The sequence below is a fragment of the Billgrantia lactosivorans genome, from assembly GCF_003254665.1.
Classification (GTDB): Bacteria; Pseudomonadota; Gammaproteobacteria; order Pseudomonadales; family Halomonadaceae; genus Halomonas; species Halomonas lactosivorans.
This window is the reverse complement of record NZ_QHGY01000013.1, coordinates 33,986-59,188: the sequence shown is the minus strand read 5'-3', so window position 1 is coordinate 59,188 and position 25,203 is coordinate 33,986. Positions and strand designations below refer to the sequence as shown.

Here is a 25,203-nt window from a genome sequence, read left to right as displayed (position 1 = left end):
CCGCATGCGATTGTTCCTGGCCCTGATACCGCCGCCCGGGCTGCGTAAGCGGCTCGGCGCGCTGGCGGATATCGCCCACGCCCGCTGCGGCGGGCGGCGCATGCCCGACGCGAGCCTGCACCTGACGCTGGCCTTTCTCGGCGAGGTGGAAGAGGCCAGGGCGGCCGAGCTGGCGGCGTGGGTGCGAGGGCTGGCCATCGCGCCCGGCGTGTGGCGCCTCGATCGCTGGGGCAGCTTCCGTCGGCCCGGCATCGTCTGGGTCGGCGGCGATGAGGGCGAGGCCGCCCTGGGGCGCCTGCAGGGCGGGCTCTGGAGCAGCCTCGAATCGCTCGGCCTCGGTGAGCGCCCCGCCCGCTTCATGCCTCATGTCACCCTGCTGCGACGGGCCGCCGTGGACGACCTGGAAAACATGCCTGCCATCGACCTCAGCTGGTCCTATAATCAGCTGGAGCTGATCCAATCGACCCTCGACGAGCGGGGGGCCCGCTATCGTCGTCTGGCCGTATCGCAGGGTTGAGCTCCACGGAAGGATGCGCGCCCGCGATTGGCGAACCAATCACGGGCGCACAAGAAAAAGGGAGAACACGGTGTTTCGGAACAAGACCATCGCTGCCGGCCTCTGCCTCGGCCTGGCCATGGCGGCCAGTCAGGCCAGCCTGGCCGACCTCTACGTGGCGGGCGGCATCACCAGCGAATCGGCCGCCGCCGGCCGCATCGAGCTCGATACCCTGATCGGCCTCGAACGCCTGCATCCGCAGCTCGACCTGCGCCTGGCCACCGGGCTGCTGCTGCTCGACGGGGATGACAACGACGAGAACGCCGCCTGGCTGCTCAGCCCGATGCTGCGCTATACCTTCGCCGGTAAGCGAAGCGTCTACCTCGAGGGCGGCATCGGTGCCGCGGTGTTTCTCGACGCGCGAATCGGTTCGCGTGACCTCTCCACGGCGTTCCAGTTCCAGGATCGCATCGCGCTCGGCGGGGCGCTGGGGCCCGGCGAAGTCGCGCTGGAGTTCACCCACTATTCCAACGCCGGCATCAAGGACCCCAACGAGGGCATCGAGGTGCTGGCGCTGGGCTACCGTCTGCCGCTGTGAACGCCGGCGGCAGGCGCGCCCCGAACGGAACAGGGCGAGGCGGACTCCCCGCGTCGCCCGTCGCCTCGCGCCCGGATCAGACCGGCTCGGCGAGGAAGCCGCCCTCGCGCATCACCTGGGCGTACCCCTCGCGGTAGCTGGGATAGCGGAAGACATAGCCCGTCTCGCGCAGGCGCGAGTTGTCGCAGCGCTTGCTCGCCCGCTTGCGCAGCGGGGCCTGGATCACCTCGGTGGGCTCCACCTTGAGCTGGGCGGCCAGCCATGCCATGACCTCGTGGAGCGGCTCCGGTGCGCAGTCGCTGGCCAGGTAGAGGTCGTCGAGCGTCCTGCCCGCCACATCGAGACCGATCAGGTGGGCCAGCACGCCGGCACAGTCGTCGCGGTGGATGCGGTTGGAGTACATGGGCGGGCTCTTCGGCGCGATGCGCCCCTCCTGGACCTGGCGGATCAGGCGATCCCGGCCCGGGCCGTAGATGCCGGAGAAGCGCACCGTGGTGCCGGCCAGGGCGCTCTCCAGCAGGGCCTGCTCGGCCTCGCGCATCACCGTGCCGGAAAAGCCGGCCGCCTGCGCGGGGCTCGCCTCGTCGACCCGCTCGCCCTCCTTCTGCGCATAGACGCTGGTGGAAGAGACGAAGAACAGGCGCTTGGGAACCGCCTCGCGCCCCTCGTAGGTGCGCAGAACCGCCTTGAGGCCGTCGCAATAGGCCGCCCGGTAGGCCGCCTCGTCGAAGCGATCGGCGCTCAGAATGTAGACCACGTAATCGGCGTCGGGCAGCTCGGCCAGGGCCGCCTCGTCGCACAGGTCGAGCGGCAGCGGCTCGATGCCGCTCCCCTCCAGCGCCGCGGCGCTGCGGCGGGCGCCGATCACGCGATGCCCGGCCTCCAGCAGCTCCCTGCCCAGCACCATGCCGATGTCGCCACAACCCAGAATCAGTGTCGTTTTCTTCACCTTTCTCTCGCCCCCTGATAAAAAGTCCCTATTGAAAGTCATCTATCGTCCGAGAGGATGCCCACGGGGCACCAGACATGACTCTAACAGAACTTCGATACATCGTAACCTTGGCGCAGGAGCGTCACTTCGGCCGCGCGGCCGAGCGCTGCTTCGTCTCCCAGCCCACGCTGTCGGTGGCGGTCAAGAAGCTCGAGGAGGAGCTCGGCGTGGCGCTGTTCGAGCGCTCCAAGTCGACCGTCCAGGTCACCCCGCTGGGCGAGAAGATCGTCGAGCAGGCCCAGCGCGTGCTGGAACAGAGCAGCGTGATCAAGGAGCTGGCCAACGCCGGCAAGGACCAGTTGGCGAGCCCGCTGCGCATCGGCGCCATCTACACCATCGGTCCCTACCTGTTTCCGCACCTGGTGCCGGCGCTGACCCGCAGCGCGCCGCAGATGCCGCTCTACATCGAGGAGGGCTTCACCGCCAACCTGCGGCGCAAGCTGCGCAGCGGCGAGCTCGACGCCATCATCATCGCGCTGCCGTTCAACGAGACCGACGTGGTCACCAAGCCCCTCTACGAGGAGGAGTTCGAGGTGCTGATGCCGGCCGACCACGCCTGGGCCCGGCGCGAGTTCATCGACAAGGAGGACCTGCTCAAGGAGCGCCTGCTGCTGCTGGGCGAGGGTCACTGCTTCCGCGACCAGATCCTCGAGGCCTGCCCCGCCATCAGCCATCAGCTCAACAGCCCCAGCAACACCCTGACCGCCGAGGGCGGCTCGCTGGAGACGATTCGCCACATGGTCGCCTCCAAGCTCGGCATCACCGTGCTGCCGCGTTCGGCCATCGGCACCGGGCACTACGAGAGCGGGCTGCTCGTCAGCCGGCCGTTCAAGTCGCCGGCGCCGTCGCGCACCGTGGCGATCGCCTGGCGTGCCAGCTTCCCGCGTCCCAAGGCGATCGACGCCGTCACCGACGCCATCCAGCAGTGTCACGAGGCGCTTCCCGAATCGGCATGAGCGCTGACACAAAGGCGCTCGACGCGCCGGTCACCTCGCTCAAGGGCGTCGGCGAAGCGCTCGCCGTTAAGCTGGCGCGACTGCGCGTGGAGAGCGTGGCCGACCTGCTCTTCCACCTGCCGCTGCGCTACCAGGATCGCACCCGGGTCACGCCGATCGGCACCCTGCGCGCCGGCCACGAGGCGGTGGTGGAGGGCGAGGTCTCGGCCAGCGACGTGATCAAGGGGCGCCGGCGCAGCCTGCTGGTGCGGCTGCGCGATGGATCGGGCATCATCAGCCTGCGCTTCTTCCACTTCTCGCCGGCGCAGCAGCAGCAGTTCCGCCCCGGCACCCGGGTGCGCTGCTTCGGCGAGGCCCGCGCCGGCGCCACCGGGCTCGAGATCTACCACCCCGAGTACCGCCTGCTCAGCACCGATGCACCGCCGGTGGAAGATCACCTGACGCCCATCTACCCCACCACCGAGGGGCTGCACCAGGCGCGCCTGCGGGCGCTGATCGAGCAGGCCCTGGCCCGCCTCGACGAGGCCCCCGAGGCACTGCCCGACTGGATCGGCGAAGACCTGCGCACCCGCTTCGGCCTGCCGGAGCTGCACCACTGCCTGCACGTCCTGCATCAGCCGCCCCCCGACGCCGACCCCGAGCGCCTGGCCAGCGGCAAGCACCCGGCCACCCGCCGCCTGGCGCTGGAGGAGCTGCTGGCCCATCGCCTGAGCCTGCAGCAGGTCCGCCTGAAGATTCAGCAGGACGGCGCCCCGGCGCTGCCCAGCGGTCGCAGTCTGCAGGCGCGCTTCCTCACCCAGTTGCCCTTCTCGCTGACCGGTGCCCAGCGCCGCGTGCTCGACGAGATCGGCGCCGACCTGGCCCGCGAGGTGCCCATGCTGCGCCTGGTGCAGGGCGACGTGGGCTCGGGCAAGACGGTGGTGGCCGCCATGGCGGCCCTCTCGGCCATCGCCGGCGACTGCCAGGCGGCGATGATGGCGCCCACCGAGATACTGGCCGAGCAGCACTACCGTACGCTCAAGGCGTGGTTCGCGCCGCTCGGCATCGAAGTGACCTGGTTGGCCGGCAAGCTCAAGGGCAAGACACGCCTCGACACCAAGGCGGCCATCCTCGACGGCCGCGCGCGCATGGTGGTGGGTACCCACGCGCTGTTCCAGGGCGACGTGCACTTCCAGCGCCTGGGGCTCGCCATCGTCGACGAACAGCACCGCTTCGGCGTGCACCAGCGCCTGGCGCTGCGCGAGAAGGGCGAGGCCGGCGGGCTCACGCCGCATCAGCTGGTGATGACCGCCACGCCGATCCCGCGCACCCTGGCGATGAGCGCCTACGCCGACCTCGACGTCTCGATCATCGACGAGCTGCCGCCCGGGCGCACCCCGGTGAAGACGGTGGTGGTGCCCGACGAACGCCGCCCCGAGGTGGTCGCGCGCATCCGCCACGCCTGCGCCGAGGGGCGCCAGGCCTACTGGGTCTGCACCCTGATCGAGGAGTCCGACGCGCTGCAGTGCCAGGCCGCCGAGGCGACCCGCGACGAGCTCACCGAGGCGCTGCCGGAGCTGGCCATCGGCCTGGTCCACGGACGCATGAAAGCGGCCGAGAAGGCTGCGGTGATGGAGGCCTTCAAGAGCGGCGAGCTCGACCTGCTGGTGGCCACCACGGTGATCGAGGTGGGCGTCGACGTGCCCAACGCCAGCCTGATGATCATCGAGAATCCCGAACGCCTGGGGCTCTCCCAGTTGCACCAGCTGCGCGGTCGGGTCGGTCGCGGTACCAGCGAGAGCTTCTGCGTGCTGCTCTACCACGGCCCGCTGTCGGCCCACTCCCGCGAGCGCCTGGCGGTGATGCGCGAGACCACCGACGGCTTCCGCATCGCCGAGAAGGACCTCGAGCTACGCGGCCCTGGCGAGGTGCTGGGCACCCGCCAGACCGGGCTCGCCCAGATGAAGATCGCCGATCTGGAGCGCGACGGCGACCTGCTCGAGCGCGTCGCGCCCCTGGCCGAGGCGCTGCTGGCCCGCCACCCCGAGGCCAGTCGCCCGCTGATCCGCCGCTGGCTGGGCGAGGAGGCGGGCCGCTACGGACAGGTGTAGCGGGGGTCAGCCGGCCGCCACCGGGGCCGCGGTGTCGTCGCGGTCGCCGGGCGCGGCGATCAGACGCTCGGCGGCCTCGGTCAGCGGCCCGAGCTGCTGGGCGATCAGCAGCAGCTGCGTGTGCATGGGCCGGTAGACCTCTGCCTCCCACCCCGGCGGCTTGCCTTCGAGCTGCGCCAGGATCGCCTTTCTTGCCTCCTCCAGCCCGGGGCTGGCGGCGCGGCGCGCCAGCGCGTCGGCCAGCATCGCCAGGTAGTCGGCGATGCGATGCCCCTCGGCGAGCCAGCGGGCGTCGTGGGCCTCCGCGCCGAGCCGCTGGCGATGCGCACCCAGCGCCGACAGGTAGCCCAGCAGCGTGTGCGACAGCACCAGGAAGCGGAAGCCGTCGTCGGCGGCACGCTTGCGATAGGGCTCGGGCTCCTGCAGCACGTTGGCCAGCACGGTCGACAGCGCCGCATCGGCGTTGTGCGCATTGCGCCGCGCCAGGCGGTAGGCGAGATCGTCCTGCTTGCCGCTGGCGTACTGGCGCAGGATCTCCTCCAGGTAGCGACGGCTGGCCTCGAGCACACCTGCCGCCTCGCGGTGCAGGCGCCGACCCTGCCAGTCGGGCAGGATCAGGAACACCGCCGCCCCGGCGATCAGCGCGCCGATCAGGGTATCGAAGAGCCGCGGCCAGATCAGGTCGAAGCCGTCGCCGACCTGGTTGAAGCTGCACAGCACCAGCAGCGTGATGGCGGCGGTGGCGATCACGTAGTGCTTCTCGCGCGTGGCGAAGAAGGTCACGCCGGCGAATACCGCGATCAGCGCCTGCAGCAGCGCGGAGGGGAACAGCGTGATCGACAGCCAGCCGACCACCAGCCCCAGCACGGTGCCGGCGATGCGCTGGGTCAGGAAGCGCCGGGTGGCGGCGAAGTTGGGGCGACAGACGAACAGTGTGGTGAGCAGGATCCAGAAGCCTTGGGAGGGATGGACCCACTGCAGCAGGGCGTAGCCCGCCAGCAGCGCGATGGGCAGGCGAACGGCATGGCGGAAGGTGGGCGAACCCACCGTCAGGTTGAGGCGCACGCGCTCCCAGGCCTCCTTCACGCTGGCGGGCGAACGGTTGAACAGCGCCGCGTCGTCCGGGTCGTCGCCGGCATCGGGGTTGTCGCCCGCGGCCAGGCACTCCTCGAGGGTGGCGAGGTTGTCGGCCAGGGCGCTCAGGGGAGGCATCAGCTCGCGCCAGGCCGGGTTGCGCATGGCGCGCAGGTGGTCGATGGAAGCGCGCAGGTCGGCCAGCGCCTGCTCGCTCTGGTCGTGCTCGAAGGGGCGGTTGAGCAGCAGCGCCTTGCCCAGCCGCTTGCACGCCAGGCCCTGCTGGTCGAGCAGGCGCTGGCAGCGAAACAGCACGTCGTGATGGAAGAACGCCTCGGTCAGTCGGGCATAGGGGTAGTGCGTGGAGCTGGCGCGCTCGTGGATCTCCTGGGCGATGAAGTAGAGGCGCAGGTAGCGGTGGAGCTTGCCCTCGCCGCGCTGCCCCTCGAGCCGGCGGAAGATCATCTCCTTGGCCTGGTTGAGCGCCGTCACTACCCTGCCGTTCTGTCGCGCCAGCGCCAGGCGGCGCGCCTCGAGGTCGATGCCGCGCAGTGGCTCGAACAGCGTCGCCTTGAGCATCAGGTACCTGCCCAGCTCGCGATAGAGCTGGGCCATGCTCTGCTTGACCGGCTGGCGCGAGAAGAGCGCACACCAGACCACCGAGATCGCGCCGTACCAGGCCGCTCCCGAGAGGATCAGCAGCGTCTGGCTCCAGTCGCCCGGCTGCGGCACGCCGCCCTGGTGCTCGATGTTGATCATGGTGTAGATCGACAGGATCAGGGTGCCGGAGGCGATGGTGGCGTAGCGCTGCCCAATGGCGCCCAGCATGATCAGCACGAAGGTTGCGCCTCCCAGAGCCAGGGCGAACAGCCACGGCCAGGGAAACAGCCAGCGCACGACGAGCGCCGCCGCGGCGAAGCACACCAGCGTCACCGCCAGCGCCTGCAGGCGTCCCTGCCAGCTGTCGTCGGTCTCCGACAGCGCGCTGGCGATGATGCCCAGGAACAGCGGGATCACCAGACCGATGTCGGCCTGGAACCAGCTCAGCAGCAATGCCCCGCTGAAGGCGAGAAAGACCCGCAGGCTGTAGGCGAACTTGTCCAGCGTCCACAGACGCCGCAGGGGTAGCGTGAGCGAGATCGGCATGGGGGGCTCTAGGGCGCCATGTAGGAAGTCCAAGGGGTCATTCTAACCCACCCTAGACTTTCGTATAACTCATGATGCCTGGCGCGGCTGCGGCCGCTGGTGGGTAATGTCCACGTCACGTCATGCCGTGTACAGGGCGGTCAGAGCTGCTTGAGCAGCTTCTGCAGCTTGTTGAGATCGGCCGAGTCGCCGACCAGGCGTACCTTGCCGGCCATCATGCCGTCGAGGAAGGCCTGCTGGGTCGGCTTGCGCAGCACGCGGAGGGCGGTGGCCTCGTCGTCGAAGCGCAGCTCCAGGTCGAGATCCACCGGCAGGCCCGCACCGGTCTGGATGCCCTCCGGCGACATGCGGAAGTGGCGCGCGATGCTGAGGTCCTCGGTGGCGATGCCCCAGTCGAGGCGACGCGCGTCGGCGAGCGCCTGGCGGAACCCCGGCTTGCGGCGCAAGGCGCGCTTGAGCATCAAGCCCAGCAGCCACAGCAGCAGTCGCAGCTTCATGTCGAGTCCGATTCGAGCGAGGGAAGGGATATCGCGGCCTGACGGACAGGCCGCGTCACGAGAGCATTCGAACTTCGAATCAGCCCTTGCCGACGGCGTCCTTGAGGCCCTTGCCCGGCTTGAAGGCAACGGTCTTGCTGGCCGGAATGGCCAGCGGCTGGCCGGTCTGGGGGTTCTTGCCGGTGCGGGCGGCGCGCTCACGCACGGTGAAGGTACCAAACCCGATCAGTGAAACGTCCTGCCCCTGGGCCACGCTGCCGGTGATCTCGTCGAGAATGACGTTGAGCACCTGGCTGGCCTTGTCCTTCGAAAGTTCCGCACGCTCGGCAATTGCCGCAGCAAGTTCTGGCTTACGCATACTACAGCCCTCCTGGTATTGGCTTTGTCCCGGCAACGCTGCCGGTCAGTTGTTATTCATCTATGGTCAGTTCGTGCCGCCTGCCACTTCCCCCGGGAGAGCCCGTTCCCATGTGCGGGTTCGTCCCTTGCTCTTGAAGCGTCAAGCGCGTCGACCAACGGCGGTTCGCTCTGCGAAGCCGGCCGAGGCGATGACGTGACTAGCCTAGCAACGGCGGCGCCGCTCGCGCCAGCTCAACTTTCCGCTTCACGCAGGCTCCTGTCAACGCAAAGCCAATCAAACGTTCGTCTTGATCCTCGGCGAGGGCGGCCAGGTCGAAGCCATCCCCCTCGATTCGCCAGCGTGCCGGCGGCTCCAGCGGGGGCAGCGCCACCACCGGCAGCAGCGGCGTTTTCACCAGCACCGGCCAGGCGCCGTAGCTCACCGCGGTGGGCGTCCCGCTCAGCGTGCGCGCCAGCGCCTTGGCGCTGGCCTGCAGCGGCTGGACGTACATGGCGTTGACCCCGGCGACACAGGCCACGTCGCCCAGGGCGTGGATTCCGGGCGACGAGGTCGCCAGGTAGCGGTCGACCCGGATGCCGGCCGCCCCTGTCGCCAGCCCGGCCGCCCGGGCCAGCTCGCTGCGCGGGCGCAGGCCCGTGGCCACCAGCACCAGGTCGGCCTCGAGCCGCTCGCCATCGTCGAGCGTCAGGCGGACCTCTGCGCCGGCGTCCTTCAGCCGCGCCAGGCCGCGGCCCAGGTAGAGCCTCATGCCCGCCTCGGCGAAGGCCTGGCCCAGCGCCCGGCCCAGCGGCTCCGGCAGTAGCCGCGGCAGGGGCGCGTGCTCCGGCGCCACCAGGCTCACCGCATGCCCCCCCGCCGCCAGGTCGTTGGCGAACTCGCAGCCCACCAGGCCGGCGCCGACGATGGCCACGCGGCCGGGCCGGCCGAGCGCCTCCAGGGCGGCGTGGAAGGCGCGATAGTCGTCGAGATCGTTGATGGTGAAGACGCGACCGGCGAGCGCCTCGGGGATGCCGAAGGGCACCGCGGGCGCGGCACCGGTGGCCAGTACCAGCTCGGCGAAGGGCAGACGCTCCTCGCCGATGTGCAGGCAGCTGCCGGCCGGGTCGATGGCATCGACCCGGGTATGGGTGCGCACCACCGCGCCCAGCTGGTCGGCCATCTCCAGCGCCGAGCGTGCCGCCAGCCGCTCGGGCGGCAGGCGCTTGGCGAAGCCGGTGGAGAGCAAGGGCTTGGAATAGTCGTCACCGCTGTCGGCGGTGATCAGGGTCACGGGGCGATCGGTGTCCAGCGCGCGCAGCTGCCTGAGCAGGCCGATGCCCGCCATGCCGGAACCGATGATCGTCAGGGGTGCGCTCATGGAACTCCTCGCCGCTGGCGGGGCCGCGGGGGCGCCGCACGGGGAATCGTGTCAGGACCGCATGTTACACTATGCGCCCCCAGTTCGACCCGGAGAGTGACGGTGTCCCGGAACCGCACCGAGCGCCACGCCAATTGCCCTCATGCTGCCACCTGGCGCCCCCTGGCCGCGAGCCGACCGACGATGAGCCCGGCGTGGCGGGGCTGGGTCGCCACGCGGGACTCGCTCACCGCGCGGCTGATCGCGGCCGGCGCCGGCCGCGTCTTCCGCGTGCGCCTGCTCGATCAGCGCCTGGGCAAGCCGCGCCTCGACGAGGCCCGTGCCCTGGGGCTGCCGCTCGACCGCCTGGCCTGGCTGCGGGAAGTGGCGCTGTGCCTCGACGAGCGGCCCTGGGTGGTGGCCCGCTCGGTGGCCCCGCTGGCCCAGCTGCGCGGCCAGCGACTCGAACGGCTCGGCGAGCGCTCGCTGGGCAGCTGGCTGTTCCGCCAGCCCGGCCTGGAGCGCAGCCCCATCGAGGTCACCACCGCACGCCCCCCCTTCCATCCCGTGGCCGGCCCCTGGGGGCGTCGCTCGGTGTTCCGCCACGGCCGCTTCGCCGTGCTGGTGCAGGAGTTCTTCCTGGAGGAAATGGCGGATGAATTGGGCCTGCCATCACGCTAGGATGATCGCCATCGAATGAGGAGACACCGATGGATCGCTCCCTGATGCGCCCCAAGGGGCTGGCCCGCCTGCCCGACTTCCTGCACCTGATGCGGCTGGATCGCCCCATCGGCACCTGGCTGTTGATGTGGCCGACGCTGTGGGCGCTGTGGGTGGCCGCCGCCGGCGTCCCCGAGCGCCGCCTGCTGCTGATCTTCGTCGCCGGGGTCTACCTGATGCGCGCCGCCGGCTGCGTGATCAACGACTACGCCGACCGCCACTTCGACGGGCACGTCAAGCGCACCCGGAACCGTCCGCTGGCGACCGGGCGCATCGGCGAGCAGGAGGCCAAGGTGCTGTTCGCGAGCCTGGTCGCGGCGGCCTTCGTGCTGGTGCTGTTCACCAATCCGTTCACCGTCATGCTGTCGCTGGTGGGCGTGGCGCTGGCCTTCATCTATCCCTTCATGAAGCGCTATACCCATTTGCCGCAGGCGTTCCTCGGTGCCGCCTTCTCCTGGGCGATCCCGATGGCCTTCGGCGCCGTGCTCGGGCATGTACCGCTGGAGGCCTGGCTGCTGTTCGCCGCCAACGTGGCGTGGACGGTGGCCTACGATACCGAGTACGCCATGGTCGACCGCGACGACGATCTCAAGATCGGCATCAAGTCCACCGCGGTGCTGCTGGGCCGCGCCGACCGTGCCGCCATCGGTTTGCTGCAGCTGGCGACCCTCGCGCTGCTGGGCTGGGTCGGTTGGCGCCTGGGGCTCGGCGGGTTCTTCTGGCTCGGCCTGGCCGGCATGGCGGCCACCTTCGTCCACCAACAGTTCCTGATACGCGAACGCGCGCGCGAGCGCTGCTTCCAGGCCTTCCTCAACAACCACTGGTCGGGGCTGCTGGCGTTCGCCGGCATCGCGCTCAGCCTGTGGCCCGCCAGCGGTGCCTAGCGCCGCTATGGCGGGGCTGTCATCCAAGTGTCATGATGTCGTGGTGAGATCGTCACCGACCCGTCACTGACCGCGAGGCTTCGGGATGACCGCCAAGACCGTTCTGATCGTCGATGACGAAGCGCCGATCCGCGAGATGATCGCGGTGGCGCTGGAGATGGCCGACTACCGCGTGCTGGAGGCCGCCAACGCCCAGAGCGCCCACAGCATGATCGTCGACAACCAGCCCGACCTGCTGCTGCTCGACTGGATGATGCCCGGCACCAGCGGCATCGAGCTGGCACGCCGCCTCAAGCGCGAGGAGGCTACCCGCGAGCTGCCGATCATCATGCTCACCGCCAGGAGCGAAGAGGACAACAAGATCCAGGGCCTCGAGGCCGGCGCCGACGACTACATCACCAAGCCCTTCTCGCCGCGCGAGCTGGTGGCCCGGCTCAAGGCGGTACTGCGCCGTACCACGCCCAAGGGAGTCGAGGAGCCGGTGGAGGTCGACGGCCTGGTGCTCGACCCGGTCAGCCATCGCGTCAGCGCCGACGGCAAGGCGCTGGAGATGGGCCCCACCGAGTACCGCCTGCTGCAGTTCTTCATGACCCACCAGGAGCGGGCCTATACCCGCAGCCAGCTGCTCGATCAGGTGTGGGGGGGCAACGTCTACGTCGAGGAGCGCACCGTGGACGTGCACATCCGGCGCCTGCGCAAGGCGCTGGGCGATGCCCACCAGCATCTGGTCCAGACCGTGCGCGGCACCGGCTACCGCTTCTCCAACAAGGGCTGACGTGCGTCCCTGGAGCCACGAACTCTGGCGCATCGGCCTGCTCGCCGCTGGCGGCGGCCTGGCCGGCTGGCTGCTCTCCGCCCCGGGGCTCGGGCTCGCCGCGGGGCTCGCCCTGCGCCTCGTCTATCACCTGCGCCAGCTGCACGCCCTGCGCCGCTGGCTGACCCGCCACCCCCACAGCGAGCCGCCCGCGGCCAGCGGCCTGTGGGGCGAGCTGTTCGACCGCCTCTACCGCTACCAGAAGGGCCAGCGGCATACCCAGCATCGCCTGCAGGCGACCCTCAAGCGCATCCAGGAATCCTCCGAGGCGATGCGCGACAGCGTGGTGATGCTCGACCCCCACGGCGACCTCGAATGGTGGAACAGCGCCGCCGAGCGCATGCTCGGGCTCAAGGCCGCCCACGACCGCGGCCAGCACATCACCAACCTGGTACGCGACCCGCGCTTCGTCGCCTACTTCAACGCCCGCGACTACCGCGAACCGCTGACGCTGACCTCGCCGGTGGACGAACGCCAGGTGCTGCAGTTCCAGATCACCCTCTACGGCGACGACGAGCGCCTGGTGATGGCCCGCGACATCACCCGCCTGCACCGCCTGGAGGAGATGCGCCGCGACTTCGTCGCCAATGTCTCCCACGAGCTGCGGACCCCGCTGACCGTGCTGGCGGGCTACCTCGAGACCTATGCCGATGCCGCCGAGCGCCTGCCGCCGCGCCTGGCCCAGGGACTGACCCGCATGCAGGAGCAGACCATGCGCATGCAGAATCTGGTCAACGACCTGCTGCTGCTGTCGCGCCTGGAGATCGACCGCGGCGGCGCGGACCACCTGCCGCTGGCCATGGCCTCGCTGCTCGAGGAGGTGCGCCGCGACGCCGAGGCGCTGTCGGCGGGCCGCCAGCATATCGAGGTCGTGCTCGAGGAGTCCCGCTGGCTGCTGGGCAGCGACGCGGAGATCCACAGCGCGCTGTCCAACCTGGCCTCCAATGCGGTGCGCTATACCCCCGAGGGCAGCCATGTCGTGCTGCGCTGGAAGCCGCACCCCCAGGGCGCCTGCCTGGAGGTGGAGGACGACGGCGCGGGCATCGACCCGGTCCACATTCCGCGCCTGACCGAGCGCTTCTACCGGGTCGACAAGGGGCGCAGCAGCGAGACCGGCGGCACCGGCCTGGGGCTGGCCATCGTCAAGCACGTGCTGCTGCGTCACGACGCCCAACTCGAGATCGAATCCCGCCCCGGCCGCGGCGCCCTGTTCCGCTGCGTGTTCCCCGCCTCCCGCCTGGTCACGGCCGTGGCGTCGGCCGACAGCGCGGCCGATCGCTGAATCGGCGCCACGCCGCCGGCATTCCCCTCAGGTCGTGGCGATGTCCGCTTCGCCGCGGTAGTGGCGGTCCCACATCAGCACGGCCGCGGCCACGGCGCCGGGCAGCAGGAACAGGTTGGCCAGCGGGATCCAGGTGATCAGCGTCACCCAGCCGCCGAAGGTGAGGGTCTGCCAGGCGTGGGAAGAGAGCCGACGACGCATGTCGGCGAAGCTCACCTTGTTGTTGTCCATGGGGTAGTCGAGGTAGGTGATCGCCATGATCCAGGCCGAGAACGCGGCCCACAGGAAGGGCGCGACGACGTTGAGGACGGGCACCCAGCTGAGCACGAACAGCGCCAGCGCCCGCGGCAGGATGTAGCCCAGCTTGACCAGCTCACGGCCCAGCGCGTCCACCGCGGTGCGCGCCAGGCCGCGGTCGTCGAGTGGCGGCCGGCCGGTGGCCGCGACCTCCACCTTGGCCGCCAGGAAGCCGTAGAAGGGCGCCGCGATCAGGTGGGTGACCAGGGTGAAGCTGAAGAACACGATCAGCACCAGGCTCGCCACGAACAGCGGCCAGATCAGCCACTCCAGCCAGCCGAGCCAGGCCGGCACCATGGCCATCCAGGCCCCGAGCCAGCCGCCGAAGCGGGTCACCACGTAGTAGAGCATGGCCGCATAGACCGCCAGGTTGACGGCGATCGGCGCATAGACGTAGCGCCGCAGGCCACGGCGGTAGACCAGCCGTGTCCCGCGGTTGAGTGCCGTGAAGGCGTCCAGCATCAAGATCCTCTCTCGGTGAGCCTCATTCCTTGCGCGTCAGCGCATCCTCGTCGAGCTGGGCCGGGTCCATGTGACGGATGTCGAGCCCCTTGACCAGGTAGATCACGTACTCGGCGAGGTTGTCGGCATGATCGCCGACCCGCTCCAGCGCGCGCAAGATCCACATCACGTTGAGCACCGGGCCGATGGCGCGGCTGTCCTCCATCATGAAGGTCATCAGCGAGCGCATGGCGCTGCCGTACTCGTCGTCCACCGATTCGTCCTCGTGCACCACCTGAAGCGCCAGTTCGGTGTCGAAGCGGGCGAAGGCGGTCAGCGCATCGCGCAGCATGCGCCGTACGTGCTCGCTGATGTGGCGCACCTCCACCAGGCCGCGCACGTTGTTGCCGGCGTCGATCAGGGTCAGGGCGTTGCGGGCGATCTTGCTCGCCTCGTCGCCGATCCGTTCGAGGTCGGCGGTGGCGCGAATCACCGCCAGCACCAGGCGCAGGTCAGAGGCCGCCGGCTGGCGGCGGGCCAGCACCCGCGTGCATTCGTCGTCGATCCTGAGCTGCATGGCGTTGACGTCGCGGTCGCGGTCACGCACCTGCTCGGCCAGGCGGCTGTCGCCGTCGAGGAGCGCCTGGATCGCCTCCTGGACCTGCTGCTCGACCAGCCCGCCCATGGTCATCAGGTGGGTCTTGAGCGCCTCCAGCTCCTGGTTGAACTGGCGCGAGATGTGCTGGCTGTGGGTATCGCTGTTGATGTCCATGGTTCTCTCCTCGGGCTGGCGTGCCGGCCTCGGTCAGGCCATGCGGCCGGTGATGTAGTTCTCGGTGCGACGCAGGCTGGGGTTGGTGAACAGGGTGTCGGTGGGGGCGTACTCCACCAGTTCGCCGTCCTGCAGGAAGGCGGTGTAGTCGGAGACTCGCGCCGCCTGCTGCATGTTGTGGGTGACCAGCACCAGCGTCAGCTGCGACTTCAGGCTGCGGATCAGCTCCTCGATCTTCAGCGTCGAGATCGGATCCAGCGCCGAGGCCGGCTCGTCGAGCAGCAGCACCTCGGGGCGTACCGCCAGCGAGCGGGCGATTACCAGGCGCTGTTGCTGGCCGCCGGAGAGCGACCACGCCGAGGCGCGCAGGCGGTCCTTGACCTCGTCCCACAGCGCCGCGGCGTTCAACGCCCACTCGACGATGTCGTCCATGCGGCGGCGCGTCAGGCCGCCCTGCAGGCGCAGGCCGAAGGCCACGTTCTCGTAGATCGACATGGGAAACGGGTTGGGCACCTGGAACACCATGCCGACGCGCCGGCGCAGCTCGTCCACAGCCACCTCCGGGGCATGGATGTCCTCGCCTTCGAGCAGGATCCTGCCCTCGTGGCTCGCCTCTTCGTTGAGGTCGTGCAGTCGGTTGAGCGCGCGCAGCAGCGTCGACTTGCCACAGCCCGACGGGCCGATGAAGGCCGTGACCCGGTGGCGGGGTACCCGCAGCGAGATCCCCCGCAGTGCCCGCTTGCCGCCATAGGCCAGGCCCAGGCCCTCGATCTGAAAGCAGCTGGCCTCGGCCGGGAAGTCGATGATCGATCCCGAACTGGGCAGGGGGCGGGACGGCAGGGTCATGGCTCGGCGATACCTCCTCAAGGGCGCGGCTGCACGCCGTGACGCGCGCGAAAATGGTGGCGCAGAAAGATGGCAGTCAGGTTAAGCACCAGGACCACCAGCACCAGCAGCAGCGCCGTGGCGAAGACCAGCGGCATGGCCGCCTGCACGTCGCTGCCGTGGAAGGCCGTATCGTAGATGTGGTAGCCCAGGTGCATGAACTTGCGCTCAAGATGGAGGAAAGGGAACTCGCCGTCCACCGGCACCTGGGGCGCCAGCTTGGCCACGCCGACCAGCAGCAGCGGCGCCACCTCGCCGGCGGCCCGGGCCACCGCCAGGATCACCCCGGTGAGCATCGCCGGCACTGCCATCGGCAGCACCACCCGAGACAGTGTCTCGAAGCGGGTGGCCCCCAGTGCCAGGGCCCCTTCGCGCTGCTCGACGGGGATCCGTGCCAGCCCCTCCTCGGTGGCCACGATCACCACCGGCAGCGTCAACAGCGCCAGGGTCAACGACGCCCACAGCAGACCGCCGGTACCGAAGGTGGGCGATGGCAAGGTGTCGCTGAAGAACCACTCGTCCAGCGAGCCGCCGATGCCGTAGACGAACACCCCCAGGCCGAAGACGCCGTAGACGATCGAGGGCACGCCGGCCAGGTTGCGCACCGCGATCCGTACCAGGTTCGTCCAGCGGCCCTGATGGGCCACCTCGTTGAGATAGACCGCCGCCAGCACGCCGAAGGGCGTGACCAGCAGCGACATCAGGAGCACCATCAGCACGGTCCCGAAGATCGCCGGCCATACGCCGCCGGCCGAGTTGCCGTCACGCGGCCCCTCGGCGAGGAAGCGCCACACGCCGCCGCCCCAGGCGGCCAGCTTGTGCGCTGGCGACATGGCGTTGGGCCGCCAGGCGCGCAGCACCTCGTCGAGCGGCTGGTGCAGGCGCCGGCCGTCGGCGCTCTCCAGCAGCGCCACCTCGCCGCGCATCGCTTGCTGCAGGTCGTAGATCCGGGCGTTGGCCTCGGCCAGCGCCCGTCGCGCGCCGCTGTCATCCGGGTCGGCATCGAGCTGGCGGATCAGCGGCCTGAGCCCCTCGCGGCGCAACCGCTCGCGCTCGGCGCGCAGTTGATCCAGTGCCGCCAGGCGGGCCTGGAGCCTGGTCCAGGCGGCCTGCTGCGGCGCGGCGTCCCGTACCGCCTCGCGGTCCCCCACGGCGATCAGGCGGCCGATGAACTCGCCGTGGCGGCGCCGCTCGAGCACCACCAGTTCGGCGGGGCGCTCGATCGCGGCGATGTCGTCGACCGGCAGCCAGTGCCAGACCTGGCCGTCGAGATCGCGGTTGCCGGTGAAGTAGAGCCGTTCACGCCCCTTCCCTCGTTCCAGCGGCAGCTCGCGCACCGCACGGCCAGCCACGACCCGGCCATCCTCCATCTCGACCTGCACCACCGCTGCCGGCCAGAAGTGGCCCAGCCCGCGCCCGGCGATGAGCAGCAGCAGCCCACCGAGCATCAGCAGCGACAGCGCGACGCTACCGGCGGCGAGCCACGCCCAGGGGCCCTCGGAGCGTGGCAGGCGCCCCCTGCCGAACCACCGCCATGCCCTCACGGGGAACCACCGAGCCAGCGGTAGCGACGCCGCAGCCGGCTTCTGACCACCTCGGCCAGTGTGTTGACCAGGAAGGTGAAGCCGAACAGCAGCAGGGCCGCCAGCAGCAGCAGCCGATAGGCCTCGCTGCCCGGGACGGCCTCGGGCAGCTCGACGGCGATGCCCGCCGCCATGGTGCGCATGCCCTCGAACGGACTTAGGCTCATCAGCGCGGTGTTGCCGCTGGCCATGAGCACGATCATGGTCTCGCCCACGGCGCGGCCGGCGCCGATCATCACCGCGGCGAAGATGCCGGGAGCGGCGGCTGGCAGCACCACCCGCCACAGGGTCTGCCAGCGCGTCGCGCCCAGCGCGTGCGCGCCCTCGCCGAGCCGGCCCGGCACGCCGGAAAGGGCATCCTCGGCCAGCGCATAGACGCTCGGCATCACGGCGAAGCCCATCGCCAGCCCCACGATCATGGCGTTGCGCGTGGCGTAGTCGAGGTCCAGCTCGGCATCCAGCCAGCCGCGCAGGTCGCCGCCGAACAGCCGCGTCTCGAGACCGGGCGAGACGACCAGCGTGAGCGTCGCCAGCAGCGCCAGCCACGGCACCAGCCATAGCCCGGCCCGGGCCAGCGACAGCCGGCGTCGCCCCGCCGACGGCAGCCGCCGCCACGCCGCGGCGGCCAGCAGCACGCCCAGCGGCATGACCAGCAGCAGCGCCAGCGAGCCCGCCAGGTGACGCTCCACCCAAGGCGCCAGCACCAGGCCGGCAACGAAGCCGATCACCACCCCGGGGAGCGCTTCCATCATCTCCAGGGTCGGTTTCATGCGGCTGCGCAGCCGCTGCGACATGAACAGCGCCGAATGCATCGCCGCCCCCAGCGCCAGGGGAATGGCGAAGGCCATCGCCCAGAAGGCCGCCTTCAGCGTGCCCCAGGCCATCGGCGTCAGGGACATGCGAATGCGCGCCGAATCGAGCGCGCCCCCCAGCAGCGCCGGCAGGACCTCCATCGCCAGGAACACCCCGATGGCCAGCACCGCGACGATCACCCCGATGCCGCCGGCCGTGATCAGGGCGGTGGCCAGGCGATCGCGCTGGCGCCGCCAGAGGGGCCGGGAGGGGGGAGAAACGGGAGCGGGCTCTATCATGATCGGCAGCGTATAACGGCTTGATGACAGTAGGATGACAGCGTCACGGCGGTGGGCCGTCCAGCCCCAGCCGCTGGCGCTGGGACGCCAGCGCCGTGTCCGACAGCGCCACGAAGCCCAGCTCCGCGACCGTCTGCTGGCCCTGCGGCGACAGGATGAGCTCCAGCAGCGCCCGTTCCGGGCCGGCGAGGGCCTTGCCGGGCGGCAGGTTGGCATACAGGTACAACGCCCGGCTCAGTGGATAGTCGCCCCGGCGAACCTGCTCGGCATCGGGAAAGTGCCGCGTGCCCTCGTGATCCTCCAGCGCCAGGGCCTTGACCCCCGGGGTCAGGTGATTGAGCCCGACATAGCCGATCGCCTGGAGGCTCTCGGTCACCGCCGCCACCACGGCAGCCGAGCCGGGGTGCTCGTTGAGGCGGCGCCGGTACTCTCCCCCGCACAGCGCGCGCTGGCGAAAGAGCCCGTAGCTGCCCGAGGCCGGGTTACGGCCGTGCAGCGCGATGCGCCCGCCATCCTCCGCGCCGCCAAGCTGCTCCCAGCGGGTGATATCGCGCTCGCCGCCGCAACGACGAGTGCGCGAGAAGATGGCATCGAGCTCGGTCAGGCGCAGCGATTCCAACCCCCGGTGGCGATGGACGATGATCGCCAGCGCATCCCGGGCCACCTCGACTTCCACCGGGGCATAGCCGAAGCGCTGGACGAAGGCTTGACGCTCCTCCTCGTCCATCGGGCGCGACATCGGGCCGAGCCGGGTGGTGCCGGCCGCCAGGGCCGGCGGCGCACTGGCCGACCCGCTGGCCTGCAGCTGCAGGCGAATGCCGGGATGGCGCTCGCCAAGCTGCTCGCCCCAGCGCAGCATGAGCCCGGCCATGGTATCGGAGCCGACGACGCCCAGGGTGCCCACCGGCGGCTCGCTCGCCAGGGCCTGGGCGATGGCCACCGACAGCGCCAGCAGCACGGCGAGGCAGGCGTGGCGGCGCCTGCGCCGGCCACGCCGGCCGGCGAAGCGAATCATGTGCGCCTCCCGGGAACGGACGGTGAGGGATGCGGCTGGGGCGACTTGTCGCAGCGCTGGTGAGCACAGGAATCGGCGTATAAGATGGCCCACTGCAACCGCTGCGATGCAATATCACGGCCCCACAACAACAAGCCGAGCTTACGACATTCCATGACCGACCTCGACGATATCCCCGCCCCTCAGGGGCAACTGACCCTCAAGTTACTGGCCAACCGCCAGGATACCAACCTCTATGGCGACATTCCCGGCGGCTGGCTGGTGCGCCACATGGACCAGGCCGCCGAACTGGCGGCGGGTCGCGAAGCGCATGGCCGCACCGCCACCGTGGCCATCGAGACGATGGATTTCCTGTGCCCGGTGCGCGTCGGCTCGATGGTCAACATCTTCACCGCCGTGCGCGAGATCGGCCACAGCTCGATCAAGATCGACGTGGAGGTGTGGATCCGACAGCCCCACGAGCGCGAGAACAGCGAACTGCACAAGGTCACCGAGGCCCGCTTCGTGATGGTGGCGCTCGACGACAAGGGACGTATCCGCGCGGTGCCTGAGGCCAGCTGAGCGAACGCCGGGGCGGCTCCTTTCAGCCGTCACGAAACGCCCGGCGCAATGCAACGAGGGTGCCTTGCGGCACCCTCGTGGCTACGACGTTGCGCACCAGCGCTTACTTCACGAGGCTGTCGCGCGCCTTGAGATAGGCGAATTCCCCGGCGTCGTTGGAGGGGCGAACCAGGCGCTGGAAGGCCTGGTAGGACTCGTAGACCTTGGCCGAATCGGGGTCGCTCTCGACCTGCTCCTGGATGACCGCCTGGGAAGCCTCGTAGAGCGCCTCCATGACATCCTGCGGGAAGCTGCGCAGCTCCACCCCGTGCTCCTCGACCAGCGTCTCGAGCGCCTGGGCGTTGCGGTAGGTGAACTCGCTGATCATCGCCAGGTTGGAGGCCCGCGCGGCCTCGGTCACCACCGCCTTGAGGTCGTCGGGCAGCTCGTTCCAGGCATCCAGGTTGACGGTGCCCTCGAGCACCGCCGAGGGCTCGTTCCAGGCCGAGGTATAGTAGTAGTCGGCCACCTGATGCAGGCCGAAGGCCAGGTCGTTGTAGGGGCTGACCCAGTCGGCGGCGTCGAGGACGCCGGTCTGCATCGAGGTGAAGATCTCGCCGCCCGGCATGTTCACGGTGGTCACGCCGATCCGGTTCATGGCCTCGCCGGCGAGCCCCGGCAGGCGCAGCTTGATCCCCTGAAGGTCATCCAGGGAGTTGATCTCCTTCTTGAACCAGCCGCCTGGCTGGGTGGTGGTGTTACCCACCGGGAACGGCTTGAGGTTGTGCTTGGCGTAGACCTCGTCCCACAGTTCCTGGCCGCCACCGTGGTAGAGCCAGGCGTTGGTTTCCTGGGTGTTCATGCCGAACGGCACGGCGGTGAAGAACTGCGAGGCAGCGACCTTGCCGCGCCAGTAGTAGGACGCCGAGTGGCCCATCTCGGCGGTGCCGGCGGCGACGGCATCGAAGACTTCCAGCGGCGGCACCAGCTCGCCGGCACCGTGCACGCGCACGCGCATGCGGCCATTGGAGAGTTGCTCGATACGCTGGGCGAAATCGTTGGCCCCGGTACCCAGGGCCGGGAAGTTGGTCGGCCAGGAGGTGACCATGTCCCAGGTGATGGTTTCCTGCGCCTTGGCGGTGGAAACGAAGGGCGCGGCGACGACACCGGCGGCGCCGAGGCCGGCGGTCTTGAGGAATTTACGGCGTTGCATGGCGAGCCTGACTCCAGTGGTTATTCTGAGTCGCGTCTAATCAAGCGCGATGTGTCCGCCTGTGAGTATGCTGAATGCCCATTTGGGCAGCAAGCACGCCTTTTGACGTAGACGTCAACGTACCCGGGGATACTCTGATTTACGTCGCGAGCGAAGATAGGCTGGCCACCGCCGGAACGGAGCAACCGGAGTTGACTGGGGGTTCCTTGAGGATTGTACGGTCCGACGCTTCGGCGGTCCGACGCTTCGGTACCGCCAGTGGCCAGGATAGCAAGCGCAGCAGTAAAGCGGCGTATTCCTACAGAGGGGTGAGCTTGGCAAACCCCAGCACCAGCCACTTGTCGCCCTCGCCCTCGAAGCTGACCTGCACCCGCGCGCGGGCACCCTCGCCCTCGGCATTGAGGATCACGCCTTCGCCGAAGACCGGATGCTGCACGCGCTGGCCCAGGCTCAGGCTGGGCAGGTCGTCGCCGGGGTCGACCGAGGTCTGGCGCGAGAGGCCCACCGCCGGGCGGGCGGCCGTCACCGGCCGTGAGATCTGGCCGCGCAGGCGCACCTCCTCCAGGTACTCGGCGGGGATCTCGCGCAGGAAACGCGACGGCCGCTGGAAGGTTTCCTTGCCGTGCAGGCGGCGGATCTCCGAATGGGTGAGGTAGAGCTTGCGCATGGCCCGGGTCAGGCCGACGTAGCACAGCCGGCGCTCCTCCTCGAGGCGGCCGGGTTCCTCCAGCGACATCTTGTGCGGGAACAACCCCTCCTCGACCCCGGCGACGAACACCACCGGGAATTCCAGGCCCTTGGCCGAGTGCAGCGTCATCAGCTGGACGCTGTCCTCGAACTCGTCGGCTTCGTGCTCGCCGGCGTTGAGCGCCGCCTCGGCGAGGAAGGCCTCCAGCGCCACGGCGCCCTCGCCGGCCTCGGGCGGATCGAAGGATTCGCCCTGGGTGAAGGCGCGGGCGGCGTTGATCAGCTCCTCGAGGTTCTCGACCCGGGCCTGCCCCTTCTCGCCCTTCTCGTTCTGATGATGTTCGACGAGGCCGGAGACTTCGTTCACGTGGGCGATGATCTCGTGCAGTGCCATGCCGGCGGTATCGTTGTCGAGCCGCTCGACGAGGTCGGCGAAGGCCTGCAGCGCGGCGCCGGCACGGCCCTTGAGCGAACCGTCGGCGAGGCCGTCGTGCAGCGCCTGCCACAGCGATACCCCGGCCAGCCGGGCACGCTCGCGCAGCTGCTCCACCGTGCGCGTGCCGATCCCGCGCGGCGGCACGTTGACGATGCGCTCCAGCGAGGCGTCGTCGTCGCGGTTGAGCAGCAGCCGCAGGTAGGCCAGGGCGTTCTTGATCTCGAGCCGCTCGTAGAAGCGCTGGCCGCCATAGATGCGGTAGGGCATGCCCTGGCGGATGAGGGTCTCCTCGAGCACCCGCGACTGGGCGTTGGAGCGATAGAGGATGGCCACGTCGCGGCGCCGGTAGCCCTCGTCGACCTTCTCCTTGATGGTGTCGACGATGAAGCGCGCCTCGTCGAGGTCGTTGAAGCCGGCATACACCGAGATCGGTTCGCCGCGGGCGCCGGCCGTCCACAGCTCCTTGCCCATGCGCTCGGCGTTGTGGCTGATCAGCGCGTTGGCGGCATCGAGGATGACGCTGGTCGAGCGGTAGTTCTGCTCCAGCCGCACGGTGTGGGTGCCCGGAAACTCCCGCTCGAAGCGGCGGATGTTCTCGATGCGCGCCCCGCGCCAACCGTAGATCGACTGGTCGTCGTCGCCGACCACGGTCATCGGCGTCTGCATGCCGGTGAGCAGCTTGAGCCAGGCGTACTGCAGGGTATTGGTGTCCTGGAACTCGTCGACCAGCACGTGGGCGAAGCGCTCCTGGTAGTGGGCCAGCAGCGCCGGGGTGTCGCGCAGCAGCTCCAGGCTCCTCAACAGCAGTTCGCCGAAGTCGACCAGCCCGCCGCGCTCGCAGGTGAGCTGGTAGCGCTCGTAGAGCTCGACCATCTGGGCCAGGTAGGCGTCGCCATGCACGTCGACCTGGTGCGGGCGCAGCCCCTCCTCCTTGCAGCCGGAGATGAAGTACTGCACCTGGCGCGGCGGGTAGCGCTCGTCGTCGATCCGGTGCTCCTTGAGCAGGCGCTTGATCAGGCGCAGCTGGTCGTCGGAATCGATGATCTGGAAGTGCTGCGGCAGGCGGGCATCCTGCCAGTGGGTGCGCAGCAGGCGATGGGCGATGGAGTGGAAGGTGCCGACCCAGACGTTGCGCAGCGACAGCCCCAGCAGCGCCTCGAGGCGCGTGCGCATCTCGCGTGCGGCCTTGTTGGTGAAGGTCACGGCCAGCACGGCATAGGGCGACAAGCCCTCGGCCTGCATCAGCCAGGCGATGCGATGCACCAGCACCCGGGTCTTGCCCGAGCCGGCACCGGCCAGCACCAGCATGTTGCCCTGGGGCGCGCTCACCGCCTCGCGCTGGGCCGGATTCAACTGATCGAGAATCGCCGTGACGTCATCCATGGAAGGGGTCTGCCGCTGGAAAATTGGTCGCCCAGCTTAGCATATTGAACCCTGTGAGGCCTGGCGTTGACAGGCGCGGTACGATTCGCGACACGCTCGGACGAAACCCTGACGCGGCACTGGCCGCCTGCGCGTCGCGTCGGAACAAGGTCCCTCTTGCCGACGCTAAATCGACATCCCTGTCGATTTCCGCGCGCGGCTGCGTTGGCGTCAGCGTCCTCGCTAAGGTCGCTTCATCTGCACCGCGCCCGCCCCGTTCTCGGGTGAGCGGCGCCGAGGATAACCGAGTGCTCTGGCCGCTAGGGCTTGCCTTCCTGCTCGGGAAACCTCAGCGGCGTCAGGCTCTTCTTGACTGCCTTGAGCTGCTCGGCGAGCTTCGGCCCGCGGGTCTTGGCCACGCCCACGGCGAGCACGTCGACCAGCACCAGGTGGGCGATGCGCGAGCTCATCGGCGTGTAGATCTCGGTGTCCTCGTGCACGTCGATGTAGAGCGGCAGGGTCACCTCCTCGGCCAGCGGCGAACCGCTGGGACACAGGCCGATCACCGTGGCGCCGGCCTCGCGGGCCAGACGCACGCTGGCCACCAGCGCCCGGGTACGGCCGGTCTGGGAAATCGCCACCACCACGTCGCCCTCCTTGAGGGTCACCGCCGACATGTTCTGCATGTGCGGGTCGGCGTAGGCGGCGGTGGAGATCTGCAGGCGGAAGAACTTGTGCTGGGCGTCGAAGGCCACCGCGCCGGAGGCGCCGAAGCCGTAGAACTCGACCCGGTTGGCCATCGCCAGGGCCTGGATCGCCCGGCTCAGGGCATCGTTGTCGAGCCGGTCGCGCACCGACAGCAGGGTGCCCACGGTGGAGTCGAAGATGCTCTGGGAGAATTCGGCGACGGAGTCGTCGTCGTTCATCGAAAACTGGGCGAACTGGCTGCCCGAGGCCAGCATCTGCGCCAGCTTGAGCTTGAAGTCCTGGAAGCCGTTGCAGCCCAGGGCCCGGCAGAAGCGCACCACGGTCGGCTCGCTGACCTTGGCCTCGGTGGCCAGGTCGACGATGCGCATGTGGATGACCTCGTCGGGATTGCGCAGCACGAAGCGCGCCACTTTCTGCTCGGAGCGGCGGAAGTGCTCCATGCGGCGTCTCATTTCATCGAACAGGGCGCGGCTCACGCTGGACTCCTTGGTTGACGAACGCAGAAGATCAGTATGCCTGATCCGGCTCGCTTGCGGGAGTTTCCGCCCTGCTCGCAGGCTTCGCCCGCGGCCTAGCGTGGAATGGGCACGTCGTCATGAAAGTGTCAAGTAGGGTATAGTAAAGATGCTGTGATTTGATCTTGCTGCACGACAGAGATAAGGCACAGAAGAAGAAGGGAGAGTCGATCATGAGTAAGGTCGAACGGGTCACTTCCGTCAAGAACGAACTTCTCGACATCTTCATGAGCATCAACGTCGCCGAGCACGAGAAACGTTCCCGCAGCGCCGCGCAACGCAACCTGCGCGCCCGGCGCGGCATCGAGCTGCACCAGGAGTTCAAGCAGCTGGAGCGCGACATCGCCGATCTGGCCGACGAGGAGAAACACTGAAACGGCCGCCCGAAGGCGGCCGCAGAGTCAGGCAGCTCA

At 69.4% G+C, this 25,203-nt stretch carries 24 protein-coding genes; 10 read left to right on the top strand and 14 right to left on the bottom strand.

Annotated elements, in window-relative coordinates; all coding sequences use genetic code 11:
* The first annotated feature begins 4 nt into the window (after nt 1-4).
* Together thpR and DIS04_RS17985 are read left to right on the top strand one after the other, a co-directional pair.
* On the top strand, nt 5-517 hold the full coding sequence (gene thpR / locus DIS04_RS17990; RefSeq protein WP_111415174.1) for an RNA 2',3'-cyclic phosphodiesterase: 513 nt from the start codon (nt 5-7) through the stop codon (nt 515-517).
* 70 nt (nt 518-587) lie between these two features.
* Entirely contained in the window at nt 588-1,094 is a 507-nt protein-coding gene (locus tag DIS04_RS17985) for an acyloxyacyl hydrolase (RefSeq protein ID WP_111415173.1), read from the top strand.
* A gap of 76 nt (nt 1,095-1,170) precedes the next feature.
* On the opposite strand, the gene DIS04_RS17980 is transcribed toward DIS04_RS17985, so the two are convergent.
* A complete protein-coding gene (locus tag DIS04_RS17980) occupies nt 1,171-2,043 on the bottom strand; it encodes an NAD(P)H-binding protein (protein WP_111415172.1) in 873 nt (290 codons plus the stop codon).
* Nucleotides 2,044-2,120: 77 nt separating this feature from the next.
* Between DIS04_RS17980 and DIS04_RS17975 the strand changes: the two genes are divergently transcribed.
* Both DIS04_RS17975 and recG read left to right on the top strand, forming a co-directional pair.
* Nucleotides 2,121-3,041 carry a hydrogen peroxide-inducible genes activator gene (locus tag DIS04_RS17975; RefSeq protein WP_111415171.1) on the top strand — a complete coding sequence of 307 codons (921 nt, stop codon included), beginning with the start codon at nt 2,121-2,123 and terminating at the stop codon, nt 3,039-3,041.
* A complete protein-coding gene (recG, locus tag DIS04_RS17970) occupies nt 3,038-5,131 on the top strand; it encodes an ATP-dependent DNA helicase RecG (protein ID WP_111415170.1) in 2,094 nt (697 codons plus the stop codon). The genes DIS04_RS17975 and recG overlap by 4 nt, the downstream gene beginning before the upstream one ends.
* A gap of 6 nt (nt 5,132-5,137) precedes the next feature.
* Here the strand turns inward: recG and yccS are convergent, their stop codons facing one another.
* From yccS to DIS04_RS17950, 4 genes are all read right to left on the bottom strand, one after another.
* Nucleotides 5,138-7,351 carry a YccS family putative transporter gene (gene yccS / locus DIS04_RS17965; protein ID WP_111415169.1) on the bottom strand — a complete coding sequence of 738 codons (2,214 nt, stop codon included), beginning with the start codon at nt 7,349-7,351 and terminating at the stop codon, nt 5,138-5,140.
* 140 nt (nt 7,352-7,491) lie between these two features.
* Nucleotides 7,492-7,848: a hypothetical protein gene (locus tag DIS04_RS17960; protein ID WP_111415168.1), complete on the bottom strand. Its 357-nt coding sequence runs from the start codon at nt 7,846-7,848 to the stop codon at nt 7,492-7,494.
* Nucleotides 7,849-7,927: 79 nt separating this feature from the next.
* Nucleotides 7,928-8,206, bottom strand: a complete 279-nt coding sequence (locus tag DIS04_RS17955; RefSeq protein WP_010625919.1) for an HU family DNA-binding protein — start codon at nt 8,204-8,206, stop codon at nt 7,928-7,930.
* A gap of 199 nt (nt 8,207-8,405) precedes the next feature.
* On the bottom strand, nt 8,406-9,566 hold the full coding sequence (locus DIS04_RS17950) for an FAD-dependent oxidoreductase (protein ID WP_111415167.1): 1,161 nt from the start codon (nt 9,564-9,566) through the stop codon (nt 8,406-8,408).
* A gap of 102 nt (nt 9,567-9,668) precedes the next feature.
* On the opposite strand from DIS04_RS17950, the gene DIS04_RS17945 reads away from it, so the two are divergent.
* From DIS04_RS17945 to phoR, 4 genes are all read left to right on the top strand, one after another.
* Nucleotides 9,669-10,226, top strand: a complete 558-nt coding sequence (locus tag DIS04_RS17945) for a chorismate--pyruvate lyase family protein (protein WP_245904602.1) — start codon at nt 9,669-9,671, stop codon at nt 10,224-10,226.
* Between the two features lie 29 nt (nt 10,227-10,255).
* Complete coding sequence (gene ubiA, locus DIS04_RS17940; protein WP_111415165.1) at nt 10,256-11,149, top strand: 4-hydroxybenzoate octaprenyltransferase; 894 nt, start codon at nt 10,256-10,258, stop codon at nt 11,147-11,149.
* An 85-nt stretch (nt 11,150-11,234) separates the two neighbouring features.
* The gene (phoB, locus tag DIS04_RS17935; RefSeq protein WP_111415164.1) at nt 11,235-11,924 is read left to right on the top strand and encodes a phosphate regulon transcriptional regulator PhoB; all 690 of its coding nucleotides are present in this window, start codon (nt 11,235-11,237) and stop codon (nt 11,922-11,924) included.
* Between the two features lies 1 nt (nt 11,925).
* A complete protein-coding gene (phoR, locus tag DIS04_RS17930) occupies nt 11,926-13,245 on the top strand; it encodes a phosphate regulon sensor histidine kinase PhoR (RefSeq protein WP_111415163.1) in 1,320 nt (439 codons plus the stop codon).
* Between the two features lie 27 nt (nt 13,246-13,272).
* Here the strand turns inward: phoR and cysZ are convergent, their stop codons facing one another.
* The 6 genes from cysZ to DIS04_RS17900 form a co-directional block, all read right to left on the bottom strand.
* The gene (gene cysZ, locus DIS04_RS17925; protein ID WP_111415162.1) at nt 13,273-14,004 is read right to left on the bottom strand and encodes a sulfate transporter CysZ; all 732 of its coding nucleotides are present in this window, start codon (nt 14,002-14,004) and stop codon (nt 13,273-13,275) included.
* Between the two features lie 22 nt (nt 14,005-14,026).
* Complete coding sequence (gene phoU, locus DIS04_RS17920) at nt 14,027-14,755, bottom strand: phosphate signaling complex protein PhoU (protein WP_111415161.1); 729 nt, start codon at nt 14,753-14,755, stop codon at nt 14,027-14,029.
* Between the two features lie 33 nt (nt 14,756-14,788).
* Nucleotides 14,789-15,601, bottom strand: a complete 813-nt coding sequence (gene pstB, locus DIS04_RS17915) for a phosphate ABC transporter ATP-binding protein PstB (RefSeq protein WP_111415160.1) — start codon at nt 15,599-15,601, stop codon at nt 14,789-14,791.
* A gap of 17 nt (nt 15,602-15,618) precedes the next feature.
* Entirely contained in the window at nt 15,619-17,088 is a 1,470-nt protein-coding gene (gene pstA, locus DIS04_RS17910) for a phosphate ABC transporter permease PstA (RefSeq protein ID WP_179951301.1), read from the bottom strand.
* A gap of 92 nt (nt 17,089-17,180) precedes the next feature.
* Entirely contained in the window at nt 17,181-18,314 is a 1,134-nt protein-coding gene (locus DIS04_RS17905; protein WP_111415158.1) for an ABC transporter permease subunit, read from the bottom strand.
* Nucleotides 18,315-18,357: 43 nt separating this feature from the next.
* A complete protein-coding gene (locus DIS04_RS17900; protein WP_111415157.1) occupies nt 18,358-19,329 on the bottom strand; it encodes a PstS family phosphate ABC transporter substrate-binding protein in 972 nt (323 codons plus the stop codon).
* 153 nt (nt 19,330-19,482) lie between these two features.
* Here DIS04_RS17900 and DIS04_RS17895 point away from each other — a divergent pair, with 153 nt between their 5' ends.
* Nucleotides 19,483-19,890: an acyl-CoA thioesterase gene (locus DIS04_RS17895; RefSeq protein WP_111415156.1), complete on the top strand. Its 408-nt coding sequence runs from the start codon at nt 19,483-19,485 to the stop codon at nt 19,888-19,890.
* A gap of 103 nt (nt 19,891-19,993) precedes the next feature.
* On the opposite strand, the gene DIS04_RS17890 is transcribed toward DIS04_RS17895, so the two are convergent.
* The 3 genes from DIS04_RS17890 to hexR all read right to left on the bottom strand — a co-directional run bounded on the left by DIS04_RS17890 (nt 19,994) and on the right by hexR (nt 24,751).
* A complete protein-coding gene (locus tag DIS04_RS17890) occupies nt 19,994-21,082 on the bottom strand; it encodes a TRAP transporter substrate-binding protein (protein ID WP_111415155.1) in 1,089 nt (362 codons plus the stop codon).
* Nucleotides 21,083-21,380: 298 nt separating this feature from the next.
* Nucleotides 21,381-23,588, bottom strand: a complete 2,208-nt coding sequence (gene uvrD / locus DIS04_RS17885) for a DNA helicase II (protein WP_111415154.1) — start codon at nt 23,586-23,588, stop codon at nt 21,381-21,383.
* 299 nt (nt 23,589-23,887) lie between these two features.
* Nucleotides 23,888-24,751 (bottom strand): transcriptional regulator HexR, encoded by an 864-nt coding sequence (hexR, locus tag DIS04_RS17880; RefSeq protein ID WP_111415153.1) that lies wholly within the window; start codon nt 24,749-24,751, stop codon nt 23,888-23,890.
* A gap of 212 nt (nt 24,752-24,963) precedes the next feature.
* Between hexR and DIS04_RS17875 the strand changes: the two genes are divergently transcribed.
* Nucleotides 24,964-25,164 (top strand): PA3496 family putative envelope integrity protein, encoded by a 201-nt coding sequence (locus tag DIS04_RS17875; protein WP_111415152.1) that lies wholly within the window; start codon nt 24,964-24,966, stop codon nt 25,162-25,164.
* The last annotated feature ends 39 nt before the right edge of the window (nt 25,165-25,203 follow it).

Coding starts and splice junctions, on each gene's coding strand:
- thpR (WP_111415174.1), top strand. CDS start 5: ATGCGATTGTTCCTGGCCCTGATACCGCCGCCCGGGCTGCGTAAGCGG.
- DIS04_RS17975 (WP_111415171.1), top strand. CDS start 2,121: ATGACTCTAACAGAACTTCGATACATCGTAACCTTGGCGCAGGAGCGT.
- recG (WP_111415170.1), top strand. CDS start 3,038: ATGAGCGCTGACACAAAGGCGCTCGACGCGCCGGTCACCTCGCTCAAG.
- yccS (WP_111415169.1), bottom strand. CDS start 7,351: ATGCCGATCTCGCTCACGCTACCCCTGCGGCGTCTGTGGACGCTGGAC.
- DIS04_RS17960 (WP_111415168.1), bottom strand. CDS start 7,848: ATGAAGCTGCGACTGCTGCTGTGGCTGCTGGGCTTGATGCTCAAGCGC.
- DIS04_RS17955 (WP_010625919.1), bottom strand. CDS start 8,206: ATGCGTAAGCCAGAACTTGCTGCGGCAATTGCCGAGCGTGCGGAACTT.
- DIS04_RS17950 (WP_111415167.1), bottom strand. CDS start 9,566: ATGAGCGCACCCCTGACGATCATCGGTTCCGGCATGGCGGGCATCGGC.
- ubiA (WP_111415165.1), top strand. CDS start 10,256: ATGGATCGCTCCCTGATGCGCCCCAAGGGGCTGGCCCGCCTGCCCGAC.
- phoB (WP_111415164.1), top strand. CDS start 11,235: ATGACCGCCAAGACCGTTCTGATCGTCGATGACGAAGCGCCGATCCGC.
- cysZ (WP_111415162.1), bottom strand. CDS start 14,004: ATGCTGGACGCCTTCACGGCACTCAACCGCGGGACACGGCTGGTCTAC.
- phoU (WP_111415161.1), bottom strand. CDS start 14,755: ATGGACATCAACAGCGATACCCACAGCCAGCACATCTCGCGCCAGTTC.
- pstB (WP_111415160.1), bottom strand. CDS start 15,601: ATGACCCTGCCGTCCCGCCCCCTGCCCAGTTCGGGATCGATCATCGAC.
- pstA (WP_179951301.1), bottom strand. CDS start 17,088: ATGCTCGGTGGGCTGCTGCTGCTCATCGCCGGGCGCGGGCTGGGCCAC.
- DIS04_RS17905 (WP_111415158.1), bottom strand. CDS start 18,314: ATGATAGAGCCCGCTCCCGTTTCTCCCCCCTCCCGGCCCCTCTGGCGG.
- DIS04_RS17900 (WP_111415157.1), bottom strand. CDS start 19,329: ATGATTCGCTTCGCCGGCCGGCGTGGCCGGCGCAGGCGCCGCCACGCC.
- DIS04_RS17895 (WP_111415156.1), top strand. CDS start 19,483: ATGACCGACCTCGACGATATCCCCGCCCCTCAGGGGCAACTGACCCTC.
- DIS04_RS17890 (WP_111415155.1), bottom strand. CDS start 21,082: ATGCAACGCCGTAAATTCCTCAAGACCGCCGGCCTCGGCGCCGCCGGT.
- uvrD (WP_111415154.1), bottom strand. CDS start 23,588: ATGGATGACGTCACGGCGATTCTCGATCAGTTGAATCCGGCCCAGCGC.
- DIS04_RS17875 (WP_111415152.1), top strand. CDS start 24,964: ATGAGTAAGGTCGAACGGGTCACTTCCGTCAAGAACGAACTTCTCGAC.